Here is a 16,882-nt window from a genome sequence, read left to right as displayed (position 1 = left end):
GATTTAGAAGCTTTAAAAACTACAGGCTTCGTCTGCTAAGTTTATGATTTTTGTGTGTTTTGGATAAAGTTCCACCATGAAGTGAGTAGAACCTGAGATCTTCACACTGCCGGTCGAGACACCACGATTGGAAATTGTACTAACCTGGCACATTAGAAATAAAGAGGATCGCGAACGCTAGGTGCTTGTCTTTTGAGAACTTTTTGAATCTATCTAACAGTTGAGTGAAGAGAAGCTATTTTTTAGCGAAAATGGCGGAGAGTGAGGGATTCGAACCCTCGAGCCCCGCGAAGGGCTGCCAGTTTTCAAGACTGGTGTATTCAACCACTCTACCAACTCTCCGTCGACCGTTTTATGGGTTTTGAGGAGAGACTTCAAGCTGTTATCACTAATAACGCACCGTAACTTTCAAAAAGTACCTGCTTCTTTTTCGGAAAAAGAAGCAGGCACCCTTTAGCGGATTTCTGTGCGACCGCCCATGTAGCTTTGAAGAGCTTTTGGGATAGCGATAGAGCCGTCTTCGCGTTGATTGTTTTCAAGGATAGCGATCAATGTTCTTCCTACAGCCAAACCAGATCCATTCAGTGTATGAACGAATTGGGGCTTACCACCCGCTGTGCGGAAACGAATATTCGCGCGACGAGCTTGGAAATCTTCGAAGTTAGAACAAGAGCTGATCTCGCGATAAGAGTTCTGACCCGGAAGCCACACTTCCAAGTCATAAGTTTTTGCAGATCCAAAGCCCATATCACCCGTGCATAGAAGCATACGGCGGAATGGAAGCTCGAGGTTGATCAAAACTTGCTCTGCATGAGACGTCAAAGCCTCGTGAGTTTCATGAGATTTATCCGGGTGACAGAACGTCATCAATTCCACTTTGTCGAACTGATGCTGACGAATTAAACCCTTCGTATCACGACCGGCAGAACCTGCTTCAGAACGGAAGCAAGGGGAGTAAGCACAGAAACTTTGTGGAAGATCTTTTTCATCCAAAATTTCGTTGTTGTAGTAGTTCGTCACAGGAACTTCAGCCGTTGGAATCAAATAAAGATCTGTTCCCTCAAGATGGAATACGTCTTCTTTGAATTTTGGGAATTGCCCCGTACCAAGCAAGCTATTGCTGTTCACCATGAATGGCGGAATCATCTCCGTGTAGCCGTGCTTTGTAGAGTGAAGATCCATCATGAACTGAATCAAAGCACGCTCCATCTGAGCCGCTGCGCCTTTTAGGAATGCAAAACGAGTCCCTGTAGTTTTACCAGCACGTTCGAAATCGATGATGTTTAATTTCTCGCCCAATTCCCAATGTTCTTTCGCTTTGAAGGAAAATTGCGTTGGAGCTCCCACAGTTTTTTCGATTTTATTTTGATCAGCAGAGTCACCTTTAGGCACAGACGAATGCGGCTTATTCGGCAGAGTCAAAGCCAAGTTCGTCACAGCTGAATCCGCCTCAGCAGCTTTCGCTTCAAGATCTTTCACTTGACCTTTAAGTTGTTCAACTTCAGACAAAATTGCAGATGCATCTTTGCCTTCACGTTTTAGTTTACCAACTTCAGCACTGAGTTTGTTTTGATTGGCCTTCGCAGTTTCTGCTTGAGCAATCATCTCTTTGCGTTTTTTATTGAGGTCCATGATTTGATCAAGGACATCCGTCGAAGCACCACGGTTGATAAGACCCGCTTTGTATTCGTCGAAGTAAGAAGTACCGTTTTCTGCTTTTTTCTCTAGAAGTTTAATATCAATCATTTTACGAACGTCCTCAGATTAAGGTGCGACAAGTATATACATTCTCAAGAGCATGCCGACAAGAACGACAATCAAGTCAAAGATAAGAATTTGACCGAAGCTCCAGCTAGAAAGAAGTTTCATGATGACAGCGAGGACCACAATCGTTGCAAAAATGAGAGCAAAAGTTCCATAACCAATCAACTCTTGCCCGATCAGCGACAATGTCAATCCAACTAAAAATCCTGTAATCAAACGCAAACAGATATGGAAGAAGGTGAATGTCGAGGACTTCACGCCTTCTTGTACGTTTGATGCTAAACCTCTCATTTTATCGCCGATTCCCATGGCTGCCTCCAAAACACGTTCAACATTTTACTCCGATGAAGCCGGAGTGTAAGCCAATCTAATTCCCCAGTCGACCAATTCGACTTTCTATTTCAGCACGATCCGGGGCATTTGGGGAGAGGCCTATATATTTATTGTAAGCCGTTGCCGCAGAGCGAGCATCACCCTTCATCTCATAGATCGCGCCTTGTTCGCGGTAAATCTCCGCATAACCACTTTCCCGGGCCGCAGCCAACGCCAACATGTCTTCCGCCACATCTAACGAGCCGGATTGACGATAGCATTGAGCCGCCTTTACATAAATCTCTGCCCCCTGAGGACGAAGCTTCATAGCCTGAGAATACTCCCCAGCACACTCTTGATATTGCTTTTTCGAAGTATAAATTTCCGCAGCCAAAATATAAGAATCGGCCACATTTGGGTTCAATTTCTTTTCAGCCTTCGCCGCTTCCATTGCCCCATTCAAATCGCCAGAAGAGAACGCCGCCTTACCAATATAGTAATTCGTGCGAGGGTAGTTGGGGTTTAACCTTTGCACACGACGGAATTGTTGAATCGCTTCATCATAGCGGCTTGTTTCAAGGTAAAGCTGTCCTGCCCGGAACAAAGCCTCTCCGTCGGTTGGGTCCAAGACAGCAGCTTCAAGGAATGCTTTCAGGGCCTTGTCATTCATACCCAGTGCTTTGCAGCTTTCACCGAGTCCTAGCCAAGCTTTTTTATTTTTTGGATCAGCCTCAACAACTTTTTCGTAAATCTCGTGAGCCTGAGTGTAGCGGTCCTCTGATTTGTAAATCTCTGCCAAGGCCACGCGATAATCCAAGGTATAAGCAAAGCGTTTGATCAAGTCGTTGATATACGTGATACCAGCATCTACGCCGTTTGTTGCCGCCAACGTTTTGGCGTATGTGATCTGCGCATCAGGATTGGTTGCGTCGATCTCTACAGCTTTCGTTGCGTAACGAACAGCATCTTTTGCGGCGTTCTCCTTTCGATCAATTTCCTTTTTATTCAAAGGCATAATTGATTGTGCAAGAATTGCGTTCGCTTTTGACAGCAAAATGAATGTTTCGATATCGCCATCGAAAACTTTCGCGGCTCTGGTGCCGTATGAAATCGCGCCGATCATATCGTTCTTCCGAAACTCCACTAAAGCTAATCCACGCAAGACTTCATAGCTATTCGGAGCAATTCGCGTCGCATTCGTCAATGCCATCATCGCACCTGCAAAATCAAAACGCTGTGACATATAGTCCGCTTGAAGCACGTAAGCAGAGACTAATTTTGGCTCTGCACGCATGGCTTTTGATAACCACTCGATCGCTTCAAAACTTTGATTGAGCTGCCACAAAGCTTTTGCCGCTTTCATCGCAGCCGTACCGTTTTTGGGGTCCATTTCAAAAGCCGCTTTGAATTCAGCTTGCGCCGCTAAGTAATCTCCTTGGCGCACATACTGATCGCCCAAGAAAAGCAATTCGTTGTTCTGATTTTTATCGCCTTTGATTTTATCCGAACCACCTAACCGCACGACAAGCTGACGAAGATCACTGTTGTTGGGATTCAAGGCAAACGCCCTTTGCGCTGTCGATAAGGCCTTTTTCTTTTCGTTACGAAGCACATAAATTTCAGCCAGTGCGTGAAGGCCTTGAGATTCCGTCAACGAAGGCACGCGCACCTTAGATTCATCCGCAGAAGTCAAAAGAGTGAATGCCGAATCGGTGCGCTTGTAACCACGTAACTCAACAATTCCTAGAAGGAACTTTGCTTCACGATGCTTTGGATTTTTCTTTAAGATTCCTTGCAGCACGCGAGACGCGTCTGAATAGTTTTGCTGTTCAATATGAAGTTTCGCTAATTGCACTTGGGGACGAAGCCATTTATCCCAAAGTTGAATCGCCTTTTCATAATAGGGAACCGCATTCACAAAGTCTTTTTCGCCCTGCAAGAGTTCTGCTTTATAAGCATACAAAACCGGAAGTAGTGAAAAGGCTTCAGATGTTTCAAGAGTCGATTCTACATTTCCACGTGCTTCGCGGAAGCGCCCCGAAGTCATCAGCTTCATTGCCTCACACACCTGCCCGAGCGGACTGACAACGTTCAATGCGCGAGTTCCTTGAGTCATCATTGTGATCGTTTTCACGTCCTGCGCATCTTGTTTGGCGTACGGCCATAGTTCACCATACACAACGCACAAAAGAGCACGCACTTCGATATTCGTAGGCGCACCCTCAACAATCGCAACCAGTTTATTTTCTGCATCTAAGTAAGTATCAAATGTGTCTTGCTCGATAGAAAAAAGCGCTTCGTTTAATTTTGTTTTTACTTGTGCATCAGCCATAGGCGCACTGCCCTTGCCAGGGGAAAGTAAATGAATTTTGTCCTCTCTGGAACCACCAGAGTCCCAAAGAAGCCAGCCCCCCAACAGAACAATCACAATCAAAATCAGGATCGGCCCACGCAAAGCTTTTACAAGTTCGCCTTTTTCCATGTTCTTTAAGTTCGAAAGTTCAATCACCGAATCTTTCGAATCAGAACTGACATTGGAGGGGATCGTCGGTGGAGCAATAGATACGGGAGTTTGCAAAACATCAATCGACGGCAACTTCGGTTTCTCTGCAGGCCCGCTGATATTTTCAAAGCTTGGGAGTTTGTTTTTCGGCTGCGGATTTGTAGGCGGTGGTCGCATGATCACCGTTTCCGCTTCCATCTTGTGTGCTTTTTTTGGATCAACTTCAACAACGCCTTCAAGAGCTTCAAGAAGTTTGTCGTAGAAAGCAGTCTCTTTAGAAATCAGCGTCCACTGACCGTCAGGAAGTTTCGAGATCATCTCTTGGCCAGAAAAAACCCCTTCACCAATCATCTTAAGAATGGCTTCAGTAGAGTAAGGTCCTTTGACCTGACCCGTTTTAGTTTTTACGACCCACGTGACCTGAATGCGCGACATAGATAGCTGATTATACGGAGCATTTTTGCGAACGACTATGCACCTGCATGTGAACCCACAAGGTCTGTGCTTTAGTCCAACCTGATGGTTCCAAATCAGAACCGCCGTTCCAATATGGAATTACCTCAAGGTTCCGATTTGGGTGAGGACCTTCGGCCAGCGGCCCTCATATCGCATATATTCATTTTGAGAAGTGTCTCAAGTTGGCACACCTGTTGCTCTAAGGGATTGTGTCTGATGTTTTTTGGAGGACGTTCAAGTGATCAGAAACGCATTGATTGCAATTTACATCTTGGTAGTACTAGCGATCTCAGCAGTAGCTCGCGCCGGTGTTTTACCAAACAATGCAATTCAAGGTGAAGAAGTCACGGCAACAGAACTTCAAAAATATAATTACAAGACACATGTAGGTCAGGTTGTGGCTCTTGAAGACGGATCGTTCGCATTGACGATCAATCAACAAGTAGCATTCGTTCTTCAATCACAATTCGATCTTACTTCTTATGTTGGTTCTAAAGTTATGATTAGCGGTATTGAACTTGATCAGCAACTTGCTCCCGCTTACGGGCAAAACACTGTGGACCCCCTCCCTGGTGTTGGCTCTGGGAGCAATTCGGTTATTTTCTTCGTGTTCGGTATCTCTGAGGTTAGATAATAGCCTCTTTGATCATTGGGTCTCAGCCCCAATCCCCTCCGTGGGCTGAGACTTTTCTTTTTATCTCTTAAAAGGTCAGCGGATCCCCTCCTTGCTGGCCTTTTTCTTTTTCAAAAGGTGTCTGTCGTTTTTTTGGGTCTACGGCGCGTTATCGCGGCAGGACTCAGGAAATAAAAAAGGGAGGCCGATGAAGCTTCCCTTTTTCGTTTTTGATTTTAATTTCAAACTATTCCGTTCTGCGAATCTTTGCACCCAGGCTTGAAAGCTTGTCTTCCAATTTTTCGTAACCGCGATCCAAGTGATAAATACGATTTACTACAGTTTCGCCTTCAGCAACCAAACCCGCAAGAACCAAAGAGGCACTCGCACGAAGATCCGTAGCCATCACCGGAGCTCCCGTGAGTTTACCAGGATTTCCGCGAACGACAGCTACTCTTGTTTTCGGTGTGATGTCAGCACCCAGGCGAGTCAACTCTGTCACGTGCATGAAACGATTTTCGAAAACTGTTTCAGTGATTACACTTGTTCCGTGGGCCACAGTCATCAACGCCATGAACTGCGCTTGAAGGTCTGTTGGGAATAACGGATGAGGAGCTGTTGTAATATCAACTGCTTCCCACTTATCAGTTGGATAAATTGTCATTGAATCTGCCGTCGTATCAATTTTGAAGCCGGCTTCGCCCATTTTCAAAATTAAAGCTTCAAGGTGAGCGGGCACACACTTCGTAACTGTCACTTGGCCCTTTGTGATCGCACCAGCAATCAACAGAGTTCCGGCTTCAATACGATCTGGCATGATCGAATGTTCTGCTGGGTGAAGCTTCTTAACGCCTTCGATACGAATCACACTTGTACCGTGACCTGTGATCTTCGCGCCCATTTTGTTCAAGTACTCTGCAAGATCAACAATCTCTGGTTCTTTTGCTGCGTTTTCAAGAATCGTGACACCGTCAGCAAGCGTTGCTGCCATCATCACGTTCTCAGTTCCACCGACAGTCACAGTTTCGAAAAGGAAAGTAGAACCTTTCAATTTCGGAGAAGCCGCGTGAACATAACCCTCTTTTTGAGTCACGGTTGCACCCAAAGCCTTAAAGCCTTCCAAGTGCAAGTCGATAGGGCGTGAACCAATTGCACAACCACCTGGTTGAGACACAACAGCCTCACCATATTTCGCTAACATAGGGCCCATACATAGGAAGCTTGCGCGCATTTTGCGAACAAGATCATAAGAAGCTTCATATGATTGAAGTGGCGTTACTTTCACAATGAAAGCATCTCCTTGCCAGCGAGTTTCACAGCCAAGGCTTTGCAGAAGTTCTGCAGTTGATTCGATATCTTTTAACTTTGGTACGTTTTTGAAAACGTGTTCGCCTTCCGCAAGCAACGTCGAGAAAAGAATCGGAAGGGCCGCATTTTTTGCACCACTAGCTGCAACAGTTCCACGCAAAGGACCATTGCCGGTCACTACCATTTTATCCATGCTTCACCCCGTAAATAACTCTGTCGTGGCCAGAAAGATCTTTCAGCACGCGGACGTCGTTAAAGAATTCTAAATTTTGAAAGTGGGTCTGCATTGCAGATCCTTGGCTCATTCCCATCTCCATCAGCATCAAGCTGTTGGCAGAAAGATAGGGCCCATAAATCTTCGACCAGTTTTTAAGTAAAGCCAAACCTTGATCAGGTGCGTACAAAGCGGAATTGGGCTCAAACTTTTTCACACTCTCTTCTACAGCCGGGTCGTTCTCAGCAATGTAGGGAGGATTTGAGACTAGTACGTCCACATTGTCATGTCTCATGAAGTCTTTGAAAGCTGACATTACAATATCAGCATTTCCGGCATCAGCGTGCAGGAAACGCACGCGATCAGACACTTCAAGGGCCTGAGCATTTCTTTGCGCAACCTCCAAGGCCTTTTCCGAAACATCCACCGATAGCAAACGCGCATTGGGAAGTTCTTTAAGCAAAGTAAGACCGATACATCCCGAGCCACTGCCCAAATCAATAAGCTTGTAGTCTTTGTCCTTATCCGCAGTCCATTTCAAAACTTCTTCAACGATATGCTCTGTTTCCGGACGAGGAATTAGGGTCGCAGAATTCACCTCGAAGCGATAACCATAGAAATCACGATAGCCCAAGATGTACGCTACTGGTTCACCTTGGGCTCTGCGACGAACAAGTTCTCGCAAAGCCGTCAGTTCTGTCTCTGAAAGTGGTTGGTCGAATTTTAGATAAAGCTGAATTCGCTCGCTGAGCTTCAGTCCATGTGCGAACAAAAGCTCGGCATCGAGGCGTGGAGTCTCTAATTTTTTATCTTTAAAAAAGGCAGTCGTTTTATCGAGTACTTCTTTGAGTTTCATTCAACCTAGGCAGAGGTTTGTTTTTTAAGAGCCTCTGCTTGGAAGTTAGCAACGAGTGGATCAATCAGCAACTCAAAAGATCCACCCATGACCTGATCCAACTGATGAATCGTCAAACCGATACGGTGATCAGTGATACGAGTCTGAGGGAAATTGTAAGTGCGGATACGCTCGGAACGATCGCCAGTACCGATTTGCTCCAAACGTACGTCGGAAGCTTGCTGGCGTGCTTTTTCGTCTTCGATTTGTTGCAACTTAGCGTAAAGAATCTGGAAGGCACGCTCACGGTTGGCTGATTGAGACTTACCCTCTTGGCATTTTACGTCGATGCCCGTTGGAATGTGCACAACACGAACTGCTGATTCAGTTCTATTCACCGACTGACCGCCCGAACCTTGAGAGCGCATTGTCTCGATACGCACGTCTGTCATTGGAATTTTGATTTCAGTCACTTCAACTTCAGGGATAACCGCAACTGTCACAGTCGATGTATGAATACGACCCGCCGCCTCAGTTTTAGGAACACGTTGCACGCGGTGAACGCCTGATTCGTATTTCAATTTACTGTAAACAGAGTCCCCTGTGATGCTCGCGATGATCTCTTTCGCGCCACCGGCATTCCCTTCAGAGAAAGAAAGCATTTCTACCTTCCAACCTTGAGTCGAAGCATAGTGAACATAGCCACGGAACATTTCATCAGCGAACAACGCCGCTTCGTCACCACCAGCACCTGCACGAATCTCCAAGATGATATTCTTGTCGTCGTTTGGATCTTTCGGGATCAAAAGAATTTTAAGTTGATGCTCAAGCTCTGGTAAAGCGGCCTCAAGCTCTTTCACTTCTTCACGGATCATTTCACGCATTTCTGGATCTTGTTCCGCAGTGAGAAGCTCTTTACTAGCTTTAAGGTTTTCTGTTTTCTTTTTGTAGTCGCGATAAACAACAACGATCTTCTCGAGATTTCCCAGTTCTTTCATCAAAGCGCGGTATTGCGTTTGGTTAGAAGCAATATCGGGCCTTTGAAGAGACATATTGACTTCTTCATAGCGAGATTCGACTTCGTCCAATTTCGAGAACATGGGAATGGCTCCTAGAACTGTTGGTGCTTCATCAGAAATGGTGTGCTCAGAAAACAAAATGCGGTTCGAAGAGTGAACCGCATTTCAAGCAAGACGATCCTCCAAGTGGAGGTCTGGAATTTACTTTTTGCCGTAACGTTTTTTGAAACGATCGATACGACCTTCAGTATCCATCACACGTTGTTTACCAGTGAAGAATGGGTGAGATGCTGAAGAGATCTCAACTTTGATAAGTGGATATTCTTTACCGTCTTCCCATTTTACTGTCTCGTTAGAGTGCAAAGTGGAAGTTCCCAAGAATGAGAAATCACAAGAGATATCTTTGAATACCACTGTGTTTACTTTTGGATGCAAGTTTTGTTTCATGACCTGGTTTCCTTCTAAAAAATCAAATCTATTTGGTCTGTAAGCTAAAAGGGTTTAACACAGCGGGTCCCCCATGTCGAGCAGAAATCGCTGCTTTTTTTGGCAACAATCAGCTTGCCGAGACGCCCCTTTTGTTTGAAAATAACCTCGTATTATCATTAACTTAAGTATTATACATTAGTTTAGGGGTTTAGCGCCATGGCTACTGTCAAAACCATCGAAATTCCGGACTTCGCAGGCTTCTCGCCCGAGGCCTCGCGCTTTCTGAAGTCCTTGAAGCGCAACAATCGACGCGAATGGTTTCAGCCTCGCAAAGAGGAGTACGAACGTCTTTTGCAACATCCAATGATGGCATTGGTGTGGGAGTTGGCCGACGAATGTAGAAAGATTGCGCCCGAATGTCGTTTCGAGCCACGCCACGCAGTCTTGCGAATTTATCGCGACACTCGGTTTAGTAAAGATAAAACTCCGTACAAAGATTTTGTCGCTGCGAAATTTCCGTTCGGCACTGAAGGAAAGAAAATCGACAGCCTTGGTTTGTATATTCATTTCGAACCGGGCGAATTCTATATTGGCGGAGGAGTTTACAAGCCCTCTAATGAGCAACTTCGCAAGATCCGTGAGTCTATTATGCAAAATCCCGACGCCTTCACTGACATTGTGGAAGATCCGAAGTTCAAAAAACGTTTCGGCGAAATTCAAGGCGAGAAGCTAAAGAAGGCTCCCCAAGGAATTTCCCCAGAACACCCTCTGGTAGAGTATTTGAAGTTGAAACAATTTTTTGTGGGTCGATCATTGTCGGAAACAGAGTCGTACAAAAAAGATCTTCCAAAGAAAATCGCCCGTGACATCCAAGAGCTCATGCCCTTCATTCGCTGGATCAACAAGAGCCAGGGGCTTTGGTAGTTCTTCCATCTAAGTAAAAAGCACACGATTGTGGAACGAGTTTTGGAAAATCAATTTCGTCCCTATGACCATCGCGCACATTTTGAAATTTAGTGGCATAACCATGGAGTTTTCAAAACTTCCTGGAGGAAAAATGCTTCGCTCAATTTCTATGATGATTCTTTCGCTGGTGGCAGTTCTGGCTGTTGCTGGTTGTTCGAAGGGTGGTAGTTCTGACAATGATACAACCGCAGTGACAACATTAGGTTACACTCTTTCAAATGGCTATTGCTATAATTCTGCAAACCAAGTCGTTGACGGCAACTACTGCTCTTCACTTTCAAATTATTATTCGGTGAATGGTTACTGTTACAATCCCGAAGGTGGCATTGTTGACCAAGCATATTGCGGGACCGGCTACAACGCTTTGATTTTGCCTCCACGTCGTTGCGAGGGGGATCAGTACTTCATGCCTCGGAATGGTCGTCGCTCGCCGATGGACTGCCGTGGCGGTCGTTGTCATGGCAACCTAGTATTTGATGGCAACGGTCACGCAATCAACTGCCGTTAATTTTCTCGTCCCTTATAAAGAAATTTACGTTCAGCACGAGCTAGCTGAGTTTTATGTTGGTGAATCGGTCTAATAAAAAAGGGAATCTTTCGATTCCCTTTTTTATTTTTAAATTTTTGATATGCAGACTTGCTTAACCTGGGCCTGACATTGCTTTCAAGAAGTCCGTATTTGATTTCGTGTTAGATACTTTATCTAACAAGAAATCCATCGCATCGACAACGTTCATCGGTGCTAGAACTTTTCTTAGGATCCACAGACGGTTCAAATCTGCTTTATCAATCAATAAGTCCTCTTTACGAGTTCCTGATTTGTTGATGTCCATACAAGGGAAGATACGTTTTTCCATAAGCTTACGATCCAAGTGGATCTCGGCGTTACCAGTACCTTTAAATTCCTCGAAGATAACTTCATCCATACGTGAACCTGTGTCGATCAATGCTGTTGCGATGATCGTCAAAGAACCACCCTCTTCGATATTACGAGCGGCACCGAAGAAACGTTTTGGTTTGTGAAGGGCATTGGAGTCCACACCACCTGACAAGATTTTACCAGAAGGCGGAACAACCGTATTGTAAGCACGAGCCAAACGAGTGATAGAGTCGAGCAAGATCACAACGTCGTGTTTGTGTTCAACTAAACGTTTAGCTTTCTCGATAACCATTTCTGCAACTTGAACGTGACGAGTTGGTGGCTCATCGAATGTAGACGATACGACTTCACCTTTTACAGTGCGTTGCATGTCAGTCACCTCTTCCGGACGTTCATCGATCAATAGAACGATCAACTTCACTTCAGGGTGATTTGTTGTAATCGCGTTAGCGATTTGTTGCATAAGAACTGTTTTACCTGTTCTTGGCGGAGCAACGATCAAAGCACGTTGACCTTTACCAAGTGGCGCCATCAAATCCACAACACGAGTCGTGTAATCGCCTGGGTTGTGTTCAAGTTTCAAACGCTGATTTGGATAAAGCGGCGTCAAGTTGTCGAATAAGATCTTGTCTTTACCTTTTTCAGTCGTTTCGAAATTCAACGAATCAACTTTCAAAAGCGCGAAGTAACGTTCACCCTCTTTTGGAGGACGAACAGTTCCCGTCACAGTATCACCCGTTCTTAAACCGAAGCGGCGAATTTGTGATGGAGAAACGTAGATATCATCCGGACCTGGCAAGTAGTTAAAGTCTGGAGAGCGCAAGAAACCGTAACCATCAGGCAAGATTTCAAGAACGCCAGAACCATAAATGTCCTGACCCAATTTCGCTGCACGTTTCAAAATTTCGAAGATCATATCCTGACGGCGAAGGCCGGCAGCATTTTCAATTTTAAGTTTCGTTGCAAGCTCTGTCAGCTGAGTGATGTTTTTCGATTTCAGATCTTTTGAAGAAAGCCATGTTTTCTCTTCATCCGTAAGTTGGATATCTGCCAAATCAACATCTTGAGTTTGTGCTGGCTGGTTTGCATGCTCGTCACCTGATGGTTGAACGTCTTCGTTGCTTCTTCCGTAGCGGAAGTCACGACGTTGATTGCGATCACCACGGTCGTTGCGATCATTGCGATCGTTACGGTCATTTCTGTCATTTCTGTCGTTGCGATCATGACGGTGGCCACCGCGATCGTTTCTATTGTTGTTTGGACGGAATTCACGGCGTTGTTGATGAGGACCGCGATCTTGTCTTTGTTGTTGCTGTTGCTGTTGAGGCTCTGAAGAAGAAGGAGACGGAGTACCTTCGGCTTTAGTTTCTGCTGGAGGGTTGGAAGCCGGTGTAGATTCAGGGGCCGCGGTTGCTGCGGGAGCTTCTGGAGCTGGCGCGGTTTCAGCAGGTGCTGCTGCTTGCGGGGTCGAAGTGTCTTCAGATGAAGCTTTGGTGCGCGTGCGCTTTTTAACTACCTCAACGCCTTGTTGATCTTTGGGTTCAGACAAACTGGGTCTCCTTGTGGGATTTAATAAAAGAAAATAGAGAAAGTAGGAAGTTTGATCCGATTGGAACTAAACTGTATGCTTGACCTAACTTTCCTAGACTTGCGGCTCCTTTGTCAACCGAAAACCCTTTTTGTGTCCAAATCACCTTGAGGCCAATTCATAAGTATTTGATTTAAAAAGATTTTATTTGGACTGCCAAAGCCTTAAATTTATATAAGAAATCAGACGTTTGGACCAACCGGACCCCCATTGAGACATTAGAGGCCTCGAATTGAGTCTCTAGAAGTTCGACGGATTTCCTGATTTTCTCAGAGGGGAACTAATACCGGGAAAGCCTAGCAGGACCTAACAGATGCTCGGTCCTGGAAGTTTATAGTTATCAGATTTCCTTGAATATTCAGGATGTTAAGGCACTGTCAAGAACGTCTAGTTTTTTGCTTAGCCCTCAAAATTCGCAATTTTTCGCCCTTAGGGTATTAATTTTTAAGCAACTCATTCCGAAAGGATAATATCGCACTAATAAGCATAAGGAGTTGTAACGTGGAGGAAGCTGTAAAAGTTCCGGCACCAAGAACCCCTCTTAACCTCGAGGTGTCTTTCAAGCGCAATTACGCGCGCGAAGAGACCGTAGGCACGCTTAAGAATATTAGCATCACGGGAGCCTTTTTAGAGTTTACGGGCGGAGATGTACGCGCCAATGAAAAGATCAACCTATTCTTCGTCGTTGCAGGTCGCGAACGCAAAATCGCGGCCCATGTAATTTGGACGAACTCAGCAGGTGTGGGCATTAAGTTCATGCCAACGAATAATCGCGACGTGCAAATCGTCGATGACCTTATCTACTTTGTAGAAAACGGTCGTGTTGAAACTCGATCTGTTATGGATTCGATTTTCAAAAAAGTCGGCTAGTCCGAACTTTTAAAAAACCACAGAGACCCGCGCCCGAATAAGGTGCGGGATTTTTTATTTTCTGCATCTGAAATAATCTTTGGGAAGACCTTGGGCAGCCAAGGCGCTCGCAAAAGCGATACCTTTTAATTTTTCACCAAACTTTACACAACCTTTTCCCTTCGTACAAACAGGCATTTGCGATGGATAAATAATCACAGCTTCACTTGGCGATAGCGGACGAATCTTGGTCAGTTGAGCCGCGCGATTCAATGTAAGCTCAGTCTGCTTTTCTACCGCCACACATGCTTCGACTTTAGTTCCACTTTTATATTGGCTGATGAATTTAACGTCTTTCGTCGGAGTTAAATCCAAAACACTCATGGAGCGTGTTTCAGGATTTACAACTAAATGATAGGCTCCTTCTGTGCTTATCAAAGTTCCGCGCAGCAACACTTCCCCCTCTGAGAACTGCACTTGTGCATGTGCTAGTGCTGAAAACAAAAATGCTGCGATTAGAATATGGGTTCTTCGAGACATGATCTTAACCTTTTGTATTCTTTCTTCTGAGCATCGTTGGCAGTTCCATAGAACAAAGCTTCGGTGATTAGTTTCTGATCGTCCATGAGATCGTCATAAACATGGTCTTTATCGGCCATCTCTCCACGTAGGTTGAAAGACTTTTCCTGGAAATCTGCAGCCTGCTTTACTTGCTCTTCTGGCGACAAGGCTTCGAATTTTTTATCCAGTGCATCGAGCTGCTTTTGTTCCTTGGACGACTTCATGCGATCTAAAGATTTTTGAAGCTTCTTTGCTAGCTTTTTGATTTTTGCTGTGTCGCTTGCAGAAAGCTTTCTTCCACTTCCCAAGTGCAATAAAAGATCACGCAACTTATTAAATGGTCGCTGATCTGGATTTTCGCATGTATTCATTGATGCAGGTTCAGATGGTGCTTTCTCTGAAGAGGCGACCATTCCCAGAACATCGTTCACACACAACATATCTCTACCAATTGTTTCATACATGAATCGCTCCGCCGAATCACGAGGCCCCATAAAGCATCCCATCGCTGTCATTGAATCGCGGGTGTAAAATGGGTTTGAAAGCGACAGCTTTGAAACACTAGCCGCTTTTGCAAGACTGCTGTTCTCGCTCTTGATTTGGCCGGCGAAGGCCGCTTTCACTGTTGGCGTAATGGGGCCATTGTAGGCACCATTTTTTATGTAGGCATCCCAGTTCGACCAGAAGTAGTCGCCCACGTGGAATTCATCCGTGGCACTAGCGACGCATGTGTTGCTGCTCTTAACCCTGTTGTAAACACCACAATAGCAACAATCGGCCCACACCTTCACTTTGGCATCAGGAGACGTTTGCGAAATAATTTTTTGGAACTCTTCAAGATTTACAGTTTCAGGTTTTCCATCATCCCCTAACCAAGGCATCATACCGACACCTGATGGCAGTCCATTTGTGCCATGATCATTCAGATAGATGAAAAGATGGTCTCCACTGGTTGTAGACTGTGCGATCTCGGTCATTTTCTTTTCTAGGGTTTCTTTGTCGGCGGGATACAAGTTCTGAACGGTCTTATTGTCGACGAACTTATAGGCTTCCGTTTTTTCTTCAGAATCAGGATCAATCGGATCTACTCGCACATCATAACTGTCAGTTTTTCCAGAGGCCGAAAAGACATAGATATCTTGAGGCTGACAACCTTGTGTCAGTAACGAGCGATACATCTCGCGCAGCTCTGTGGTGTGAATATTAAAGTTGTGTTGTGAATCCACCCCGCCATTGATCAAGATGGCTTTGCACTTGGCCTGACTCATCACTGGGATGAAAAATAAAGCTGCGAAAATGAAAGTGTGGAGCTTCTTGTACATTCTAACGCCTTGAATGACAAAACCCACCTTGTTGAAGGGTGGGTCTTGATATTTCAAATGTCAGTGGTTTGCTTATGTTCCAACGTGCGTGTTGTCCATCGCTTGTTGTTCAGCTTCTTTTTGCTTACGTTTCTTTCTCATCACGATCAGACCCGCAAGGCCCGCTGCTGCCAAGCCGACAACTGCCAACGCCAAAGTTGTGTCGTTATCCATACCACCCGCTGGTTGCTCTTCGACGTGATGAGCTTTTTTCGGTGCTGGTGGAGGAGGTGGTGGCGGATTCACAGCTTCCACTGGTGGCGGTGGAGGCGGAGGAGCCATCTGTTGGTTTTGTGCCATATCAGGTGGAGGTGGCGGAGCCATTTCACCTTGAGGTGGTTGTTGCTGCGGAGCTTGAGCCTCAGGCATTGGCGGAGGTGGTGGAATATCCGCTGCCGCTTGTTGAGGAGGAGCTGGTGGAGCCGGGACTTGAGGAGCTTGGCCTGCAATCTCTTGATTAGGAACCGGAGGCATCTCTTCGTGAGCAGGCGCCGCTGGAGCAGCAGCTACGTTGCCACCTTTCCAGTAGTGAAGCTCTGTGCCCTCAGGCATTGCGCCTTTAGACTCAACCGCGTTTGTTGCCCACACTTCTTTCCAAGCATTCGAGTAGCCCAAAAGTTTTTTTGAAACGTTACGGATATTGTCGCCAGATTTAGCTACGTAAACATCTGGTTGCATGCCGTTGTCTTCATAGTAAGTAACCATGCGAGCAGAATCATCAGGACGGTGAGGAGAGTTGTAATAAACTTTATCACCTGGTTTTACCGCACGATTTTTAAGTGATGGATTTCCTTTTTTAAGCTCTGCTGTTTTATCAGCGCCGTAAATCATCTGGCTGATGCTAGCCAAGGAATCGCCAGGACGAGCGAAGTAAACTGTGTTGTACCAAGTCTTGCCGACCTTCCAAGGGGCATTTGCAACTTTTTGCAAAGCAACCGTTGGCTTTTTCTCTGCGACTGGTGCTGGAGCCGGCTCTGAAGTTGTCATGGCAGACGTTTCAGGAGCTGGTGTGCCACTGTCTACGATTGTTGTGTTTGCATCTGAAGTTGCTGGTGGCGTTTGCGTCGCTGCATTTTCAGCAAACGGATCTGACGGAAGTGCCGTGTCATTTGCAGCCGGTTGAGCTGGAGCTAAACTTTCAGCTGTAGCCGGTGCAGAAGTTTCAGGGGCTGGGGCCGGTGCCGCTGCAATTGATTGAGGTTCAGCCTTTGGAGTAGTCTCACC

General features: G+C 45.7%; 15 protein-coding genes and 1 tRNA gene. 4 read left to right on the top strand and 12 right to left on the bottom strand.

The genetic code is table 11. The features are described from left to right. Positions 1-252: 252 nt before the first annotated feature. The 4 genes from VF412_RS10990 to VF412_RS10975 form a co-directional block, all read right to left on the bottom strand. Positions 253-342, bottom strand: a tRNA-Ser gene (locus tag VF412_RS10990). A gap of 111 nt (positions 343-453) precedes the next feature. Beyond that, positions 454-1,746, bottom strand: coding sequence for a serine--tRNA ligase (gene serS / locus VF412_RS10985; protein WP_331339288.1), 1,293 nt, complete (start codon positions 1,744-1,746; stop codon positions 454-456). 18 nt (positions 1,747-1,764) lie between these two features. Next, a complete protein-coding gene (locus VF412_RS10980; RefSeq protein WP_331339287.1) occupies positions 1,765-2,073 on the bottom strand; it encodes a hypothetical protein in 309 nt (102 codons plus the stop codon). Positions 2,074-2,131: 58 nt separating this feature from the next. Next, positions 2,132-5,014 (bottom strand): tetratricopeptide repeat protein, encoded by a 2,883-nt coding sequence (locus VF412_RS10975; protein WP_331339286.1) that lies wholly within the window; start codon positions 5,012-5,014, stop codon positions 2,132-2,134. Positions 5,015-5,273: 259 nt separating this feature from the next. On the opposite strand from VF412_RS10975, the gene VF412_RS10970 reads away from it, so the two are divergent. Beyond that, positions 5,274-5,669, top strand: coding sequence for a hypothetical protein (locus tag VF412_RS10970; RefSeq protein ID WP_331339285.1), 396 nt, complete (start codon positions 5,274-5,276; stop codon positions 5,667-5,669). Positions 5,670-5,895: 226 nt separating this feature from the next. Here the strand turns inward: VF412_RS10970 and murA are convergent, their stop codons facing one another. From murA to VF412_RS10950, 4 genes are all read right to left on the bottom strand, one after another. After that, on the bottom strand, positions 5,896-7,149 hold the full coding sequence (gene murA / locus VF412_RS10965) for a UDP-N-acetylglucosamine 1-carboxyvinyltransferase (protein ID WP_331339284.1): 1,254 nt from the start codon (positions 7,147-7,149) through the stop codon (positions 5,896-5,898). Beyond that, positions 7,142-8,026 carry a peptide chain release factor N(5)-glutamine methyltransferase gene (gene prmC, locus VF412_RS10960; protein WP_331339283.1) on the bottom strand — a complete coding sequence of 295 codons (885 nt, stop codon included), beginning with the start codon at positions 8,024-8,026 and terminating at the stop codon, positions 7,142-7,144. Before prmC ends, murA begins: the two co-directional genes overlap by 8 nt. A gap of 5 nt (positions 8,027-8,031) precedes the next feature. Then, complete coding sequence (gene prfA, locus VF412_RS10955; RefSeq protein ID WP_331339282.1) at positions 8,032-9,105, bottom strand: peptide chain release factor 1; 1,074 nt, start codon at positions 9,103-9,105, stop codon at positions 8,032-8,034. A 120-nt stretch (positions 9,106-9,225) separates the two neighbouring features. After that, positions 9,226-9,471 carry a type B 50S ribosomal protein L31 gene (locus tag VF412_RS10950; protein ID WP_063205867.1) on the bottom strand — a complete coding sequence of 82 codons (246 nt, stop codon included), beginning with the start codon at positions 9,469-9,471 and terminating at the stop codon, positions 9,226-9,228. A gap of 198 nt (positions 9,472-9,669) precedes the next feature. Between VF412_RS10950 and VF412_RS10945 the strand changes: the two genes are divergently transcribed. Both VF412_RS10945 and VF412_RS10940 read left to right on the top strand, forming a co-directional pair. Further along, positions 9,670-10,377 carry a DUF2461 domain-containing protein gene (locus VF412_RS10945; protein WP_331339281.1) on the top strand — a complete coding sequence of 236 codons (708 nt, stop codon included), beginning with the start codon at positions 9,670-9,672 and terminating at the stop codon, positions 10,375-10,377. 133 nt (positions 10,378-10,510) lie between these two features. Next, a complete protein-coding gene (locus VF412_RS10940) occupies positions 10,511-10,927 on the top strand; it encodes a hypothetical protein (RefSeq protein WP_331339280.1) in 417 nt (138 codons plus the stop codon). A 133-nt stretch (positions 10,928-11,060) separates the two neighbouring features. Here VF412_RS10940 and rho read toward each other — a convergent pair whose 3' ends face one another. Next, on the bottom strand, positions 11,061-12,848 hold the full coding sequence (rho, locus tag VF412_RS10935) for a transcription termination factor Rho (RefSeq protein WP_414640838.1): 1,788 nt from the start codon (positions 12,846-12,848) through the stop codon (positions 11,061-11,063). A 540-nt stretch (positions 12,849-13,388) separates the two neighbouring features. Between rho and VF412_RS10930 the strand changes: the two genes are divergently transcribed. Then, positions 13,389-13,757 (top strand): PilZ domain-containing protein, encoded by a 369-nt coding sequence (locus tag VF412_RS10930; RefSeq protein ID WP_331339279.1) that lies wholly within the window; start codon positions 13,389-13,391, stop codon positions 13,755-13,757. 54 nt (positions 13,758-13,811) lie between these two features. Here the strand turns inward: VF412_RS10930 and VF412_RS10925 are convergent, their stop codons facing one another. The 3 genes from VF412_RS10925 to VF412_RS10915 all read right to left on the bottom strand — a co-directional run. Further along, positions 13,812-14,192: a hypothetical protein gene (locus VF412_RS10925; protein ID WP_331339278.1), complete on the bottom strand. Its 381-nt coding sequence runs from the start codon at positions 14,190-14,192 to the stop codon at positions 13,812-13,814. A 59-nt stretch (positions 14,193-14,251) separates the two neighbouring features. Further along, a complete protein-coding gene (locus VF412_RS10920; protein ID WP_331339277.1) occupies positions 14,252-15,619 on the bottom strand; it encodes a C13 family peptidase in 1,368 nt (455 codons plus the stop codon). A 72-nt stretch (positions 15,620-15,691) separates the two neighbouring features. Then, positions 15,692-16,882, bottom strand: a 1,191-nt coding sequence (locus VF412_RS10915; RefSeq protein WP_331339276.1) for a LysM domain-containing protein, incomplete at its 5' end; no start/stop codon positions are given.

Origin of the sequence: Bdellovibrio sp. (genome assembly GCF_036384735.1) — a bacterium.
Taxonomy (GTDB): domain Bacteria; phylum Bdellovibrionota; class Bdellovibrionia; order Bdellovibrionales; family Bdellovibrionaceae; genus Bdellovibrio.
This window is presented reverse-complemented; position numbering and strand designations above follow the sequence as displayed.

Bases quoted from the DNA above. Each gene is read 5' to 3' on its own strand.
- prmC (WP_331339283.1), bottom strand. From the start codon at position 8,026: ATGAAACTCAAAGAAGTACTCGATAAAACGACTGCCTTTTTTAAAGAT.
- VF412_RS10940 (WP_331339280.1), top strand. From the start codon at position 10,511: ATGCTTCGCTCAATTTCTATGATGATTCTTTCGCTGGTGGCAGTTCTG.
- serS (WP_331339288.1), bottom strand. From the start codon at position 1,746: ATGATTGATATTAAACTTCTAGAGAAAAAAGCAGAAAACGGTACTTCT.
- VF412_RS10950 (WP_063205867.1), bottom strand. From the start codon at position 9,471: ATGAAACAAAACTTGCATCCAAAAGTAAACACAGTGGTATTCAAAGAT.
- VF412_RS10975 (WP_331339286.1), bottom strand. From the start codon at position 5,014: ATGTCGCGCATTCAGGTCACGTGGGTCGTAAAAACTAAAACGGGTCAG.
- VF412_RS10980 (WP_331339287.1), bottom strand. From the start codon at position 2,073: ATGGGAATCGGCGATAAAATGAGAGGTTTAGCATCAAACGTACAAGAA.
- murA (WP_331339284.1), bottom strand. From the start codon at position 7,149: ATGGATAAAATGGTAGTGACCGGCAATGGTCCTTTGCGTGGAACTGTT.
- VF412_RS10945 (WP_331339281.1), top strand. From the start codon at position 9,670: ATGGCTACTGTCAAAACCATCGAAATTCCGGACTTCGCAGGCTTCTCG.
- VF412_RS10920 (WP_331339277.1), bottom strand. From the start codon at position 15,619: ATGTACAAGAAGCTCCACACTTTCATTTTCGCAGCTTTATTTTTCATC.
- prfA (WP_331339282.1), bottom strand. From the start codon at position 9,105: ATGTTCTCGAAATTGGACGAAGTCGAATCTCGCTATGAAGAAGTCAAT.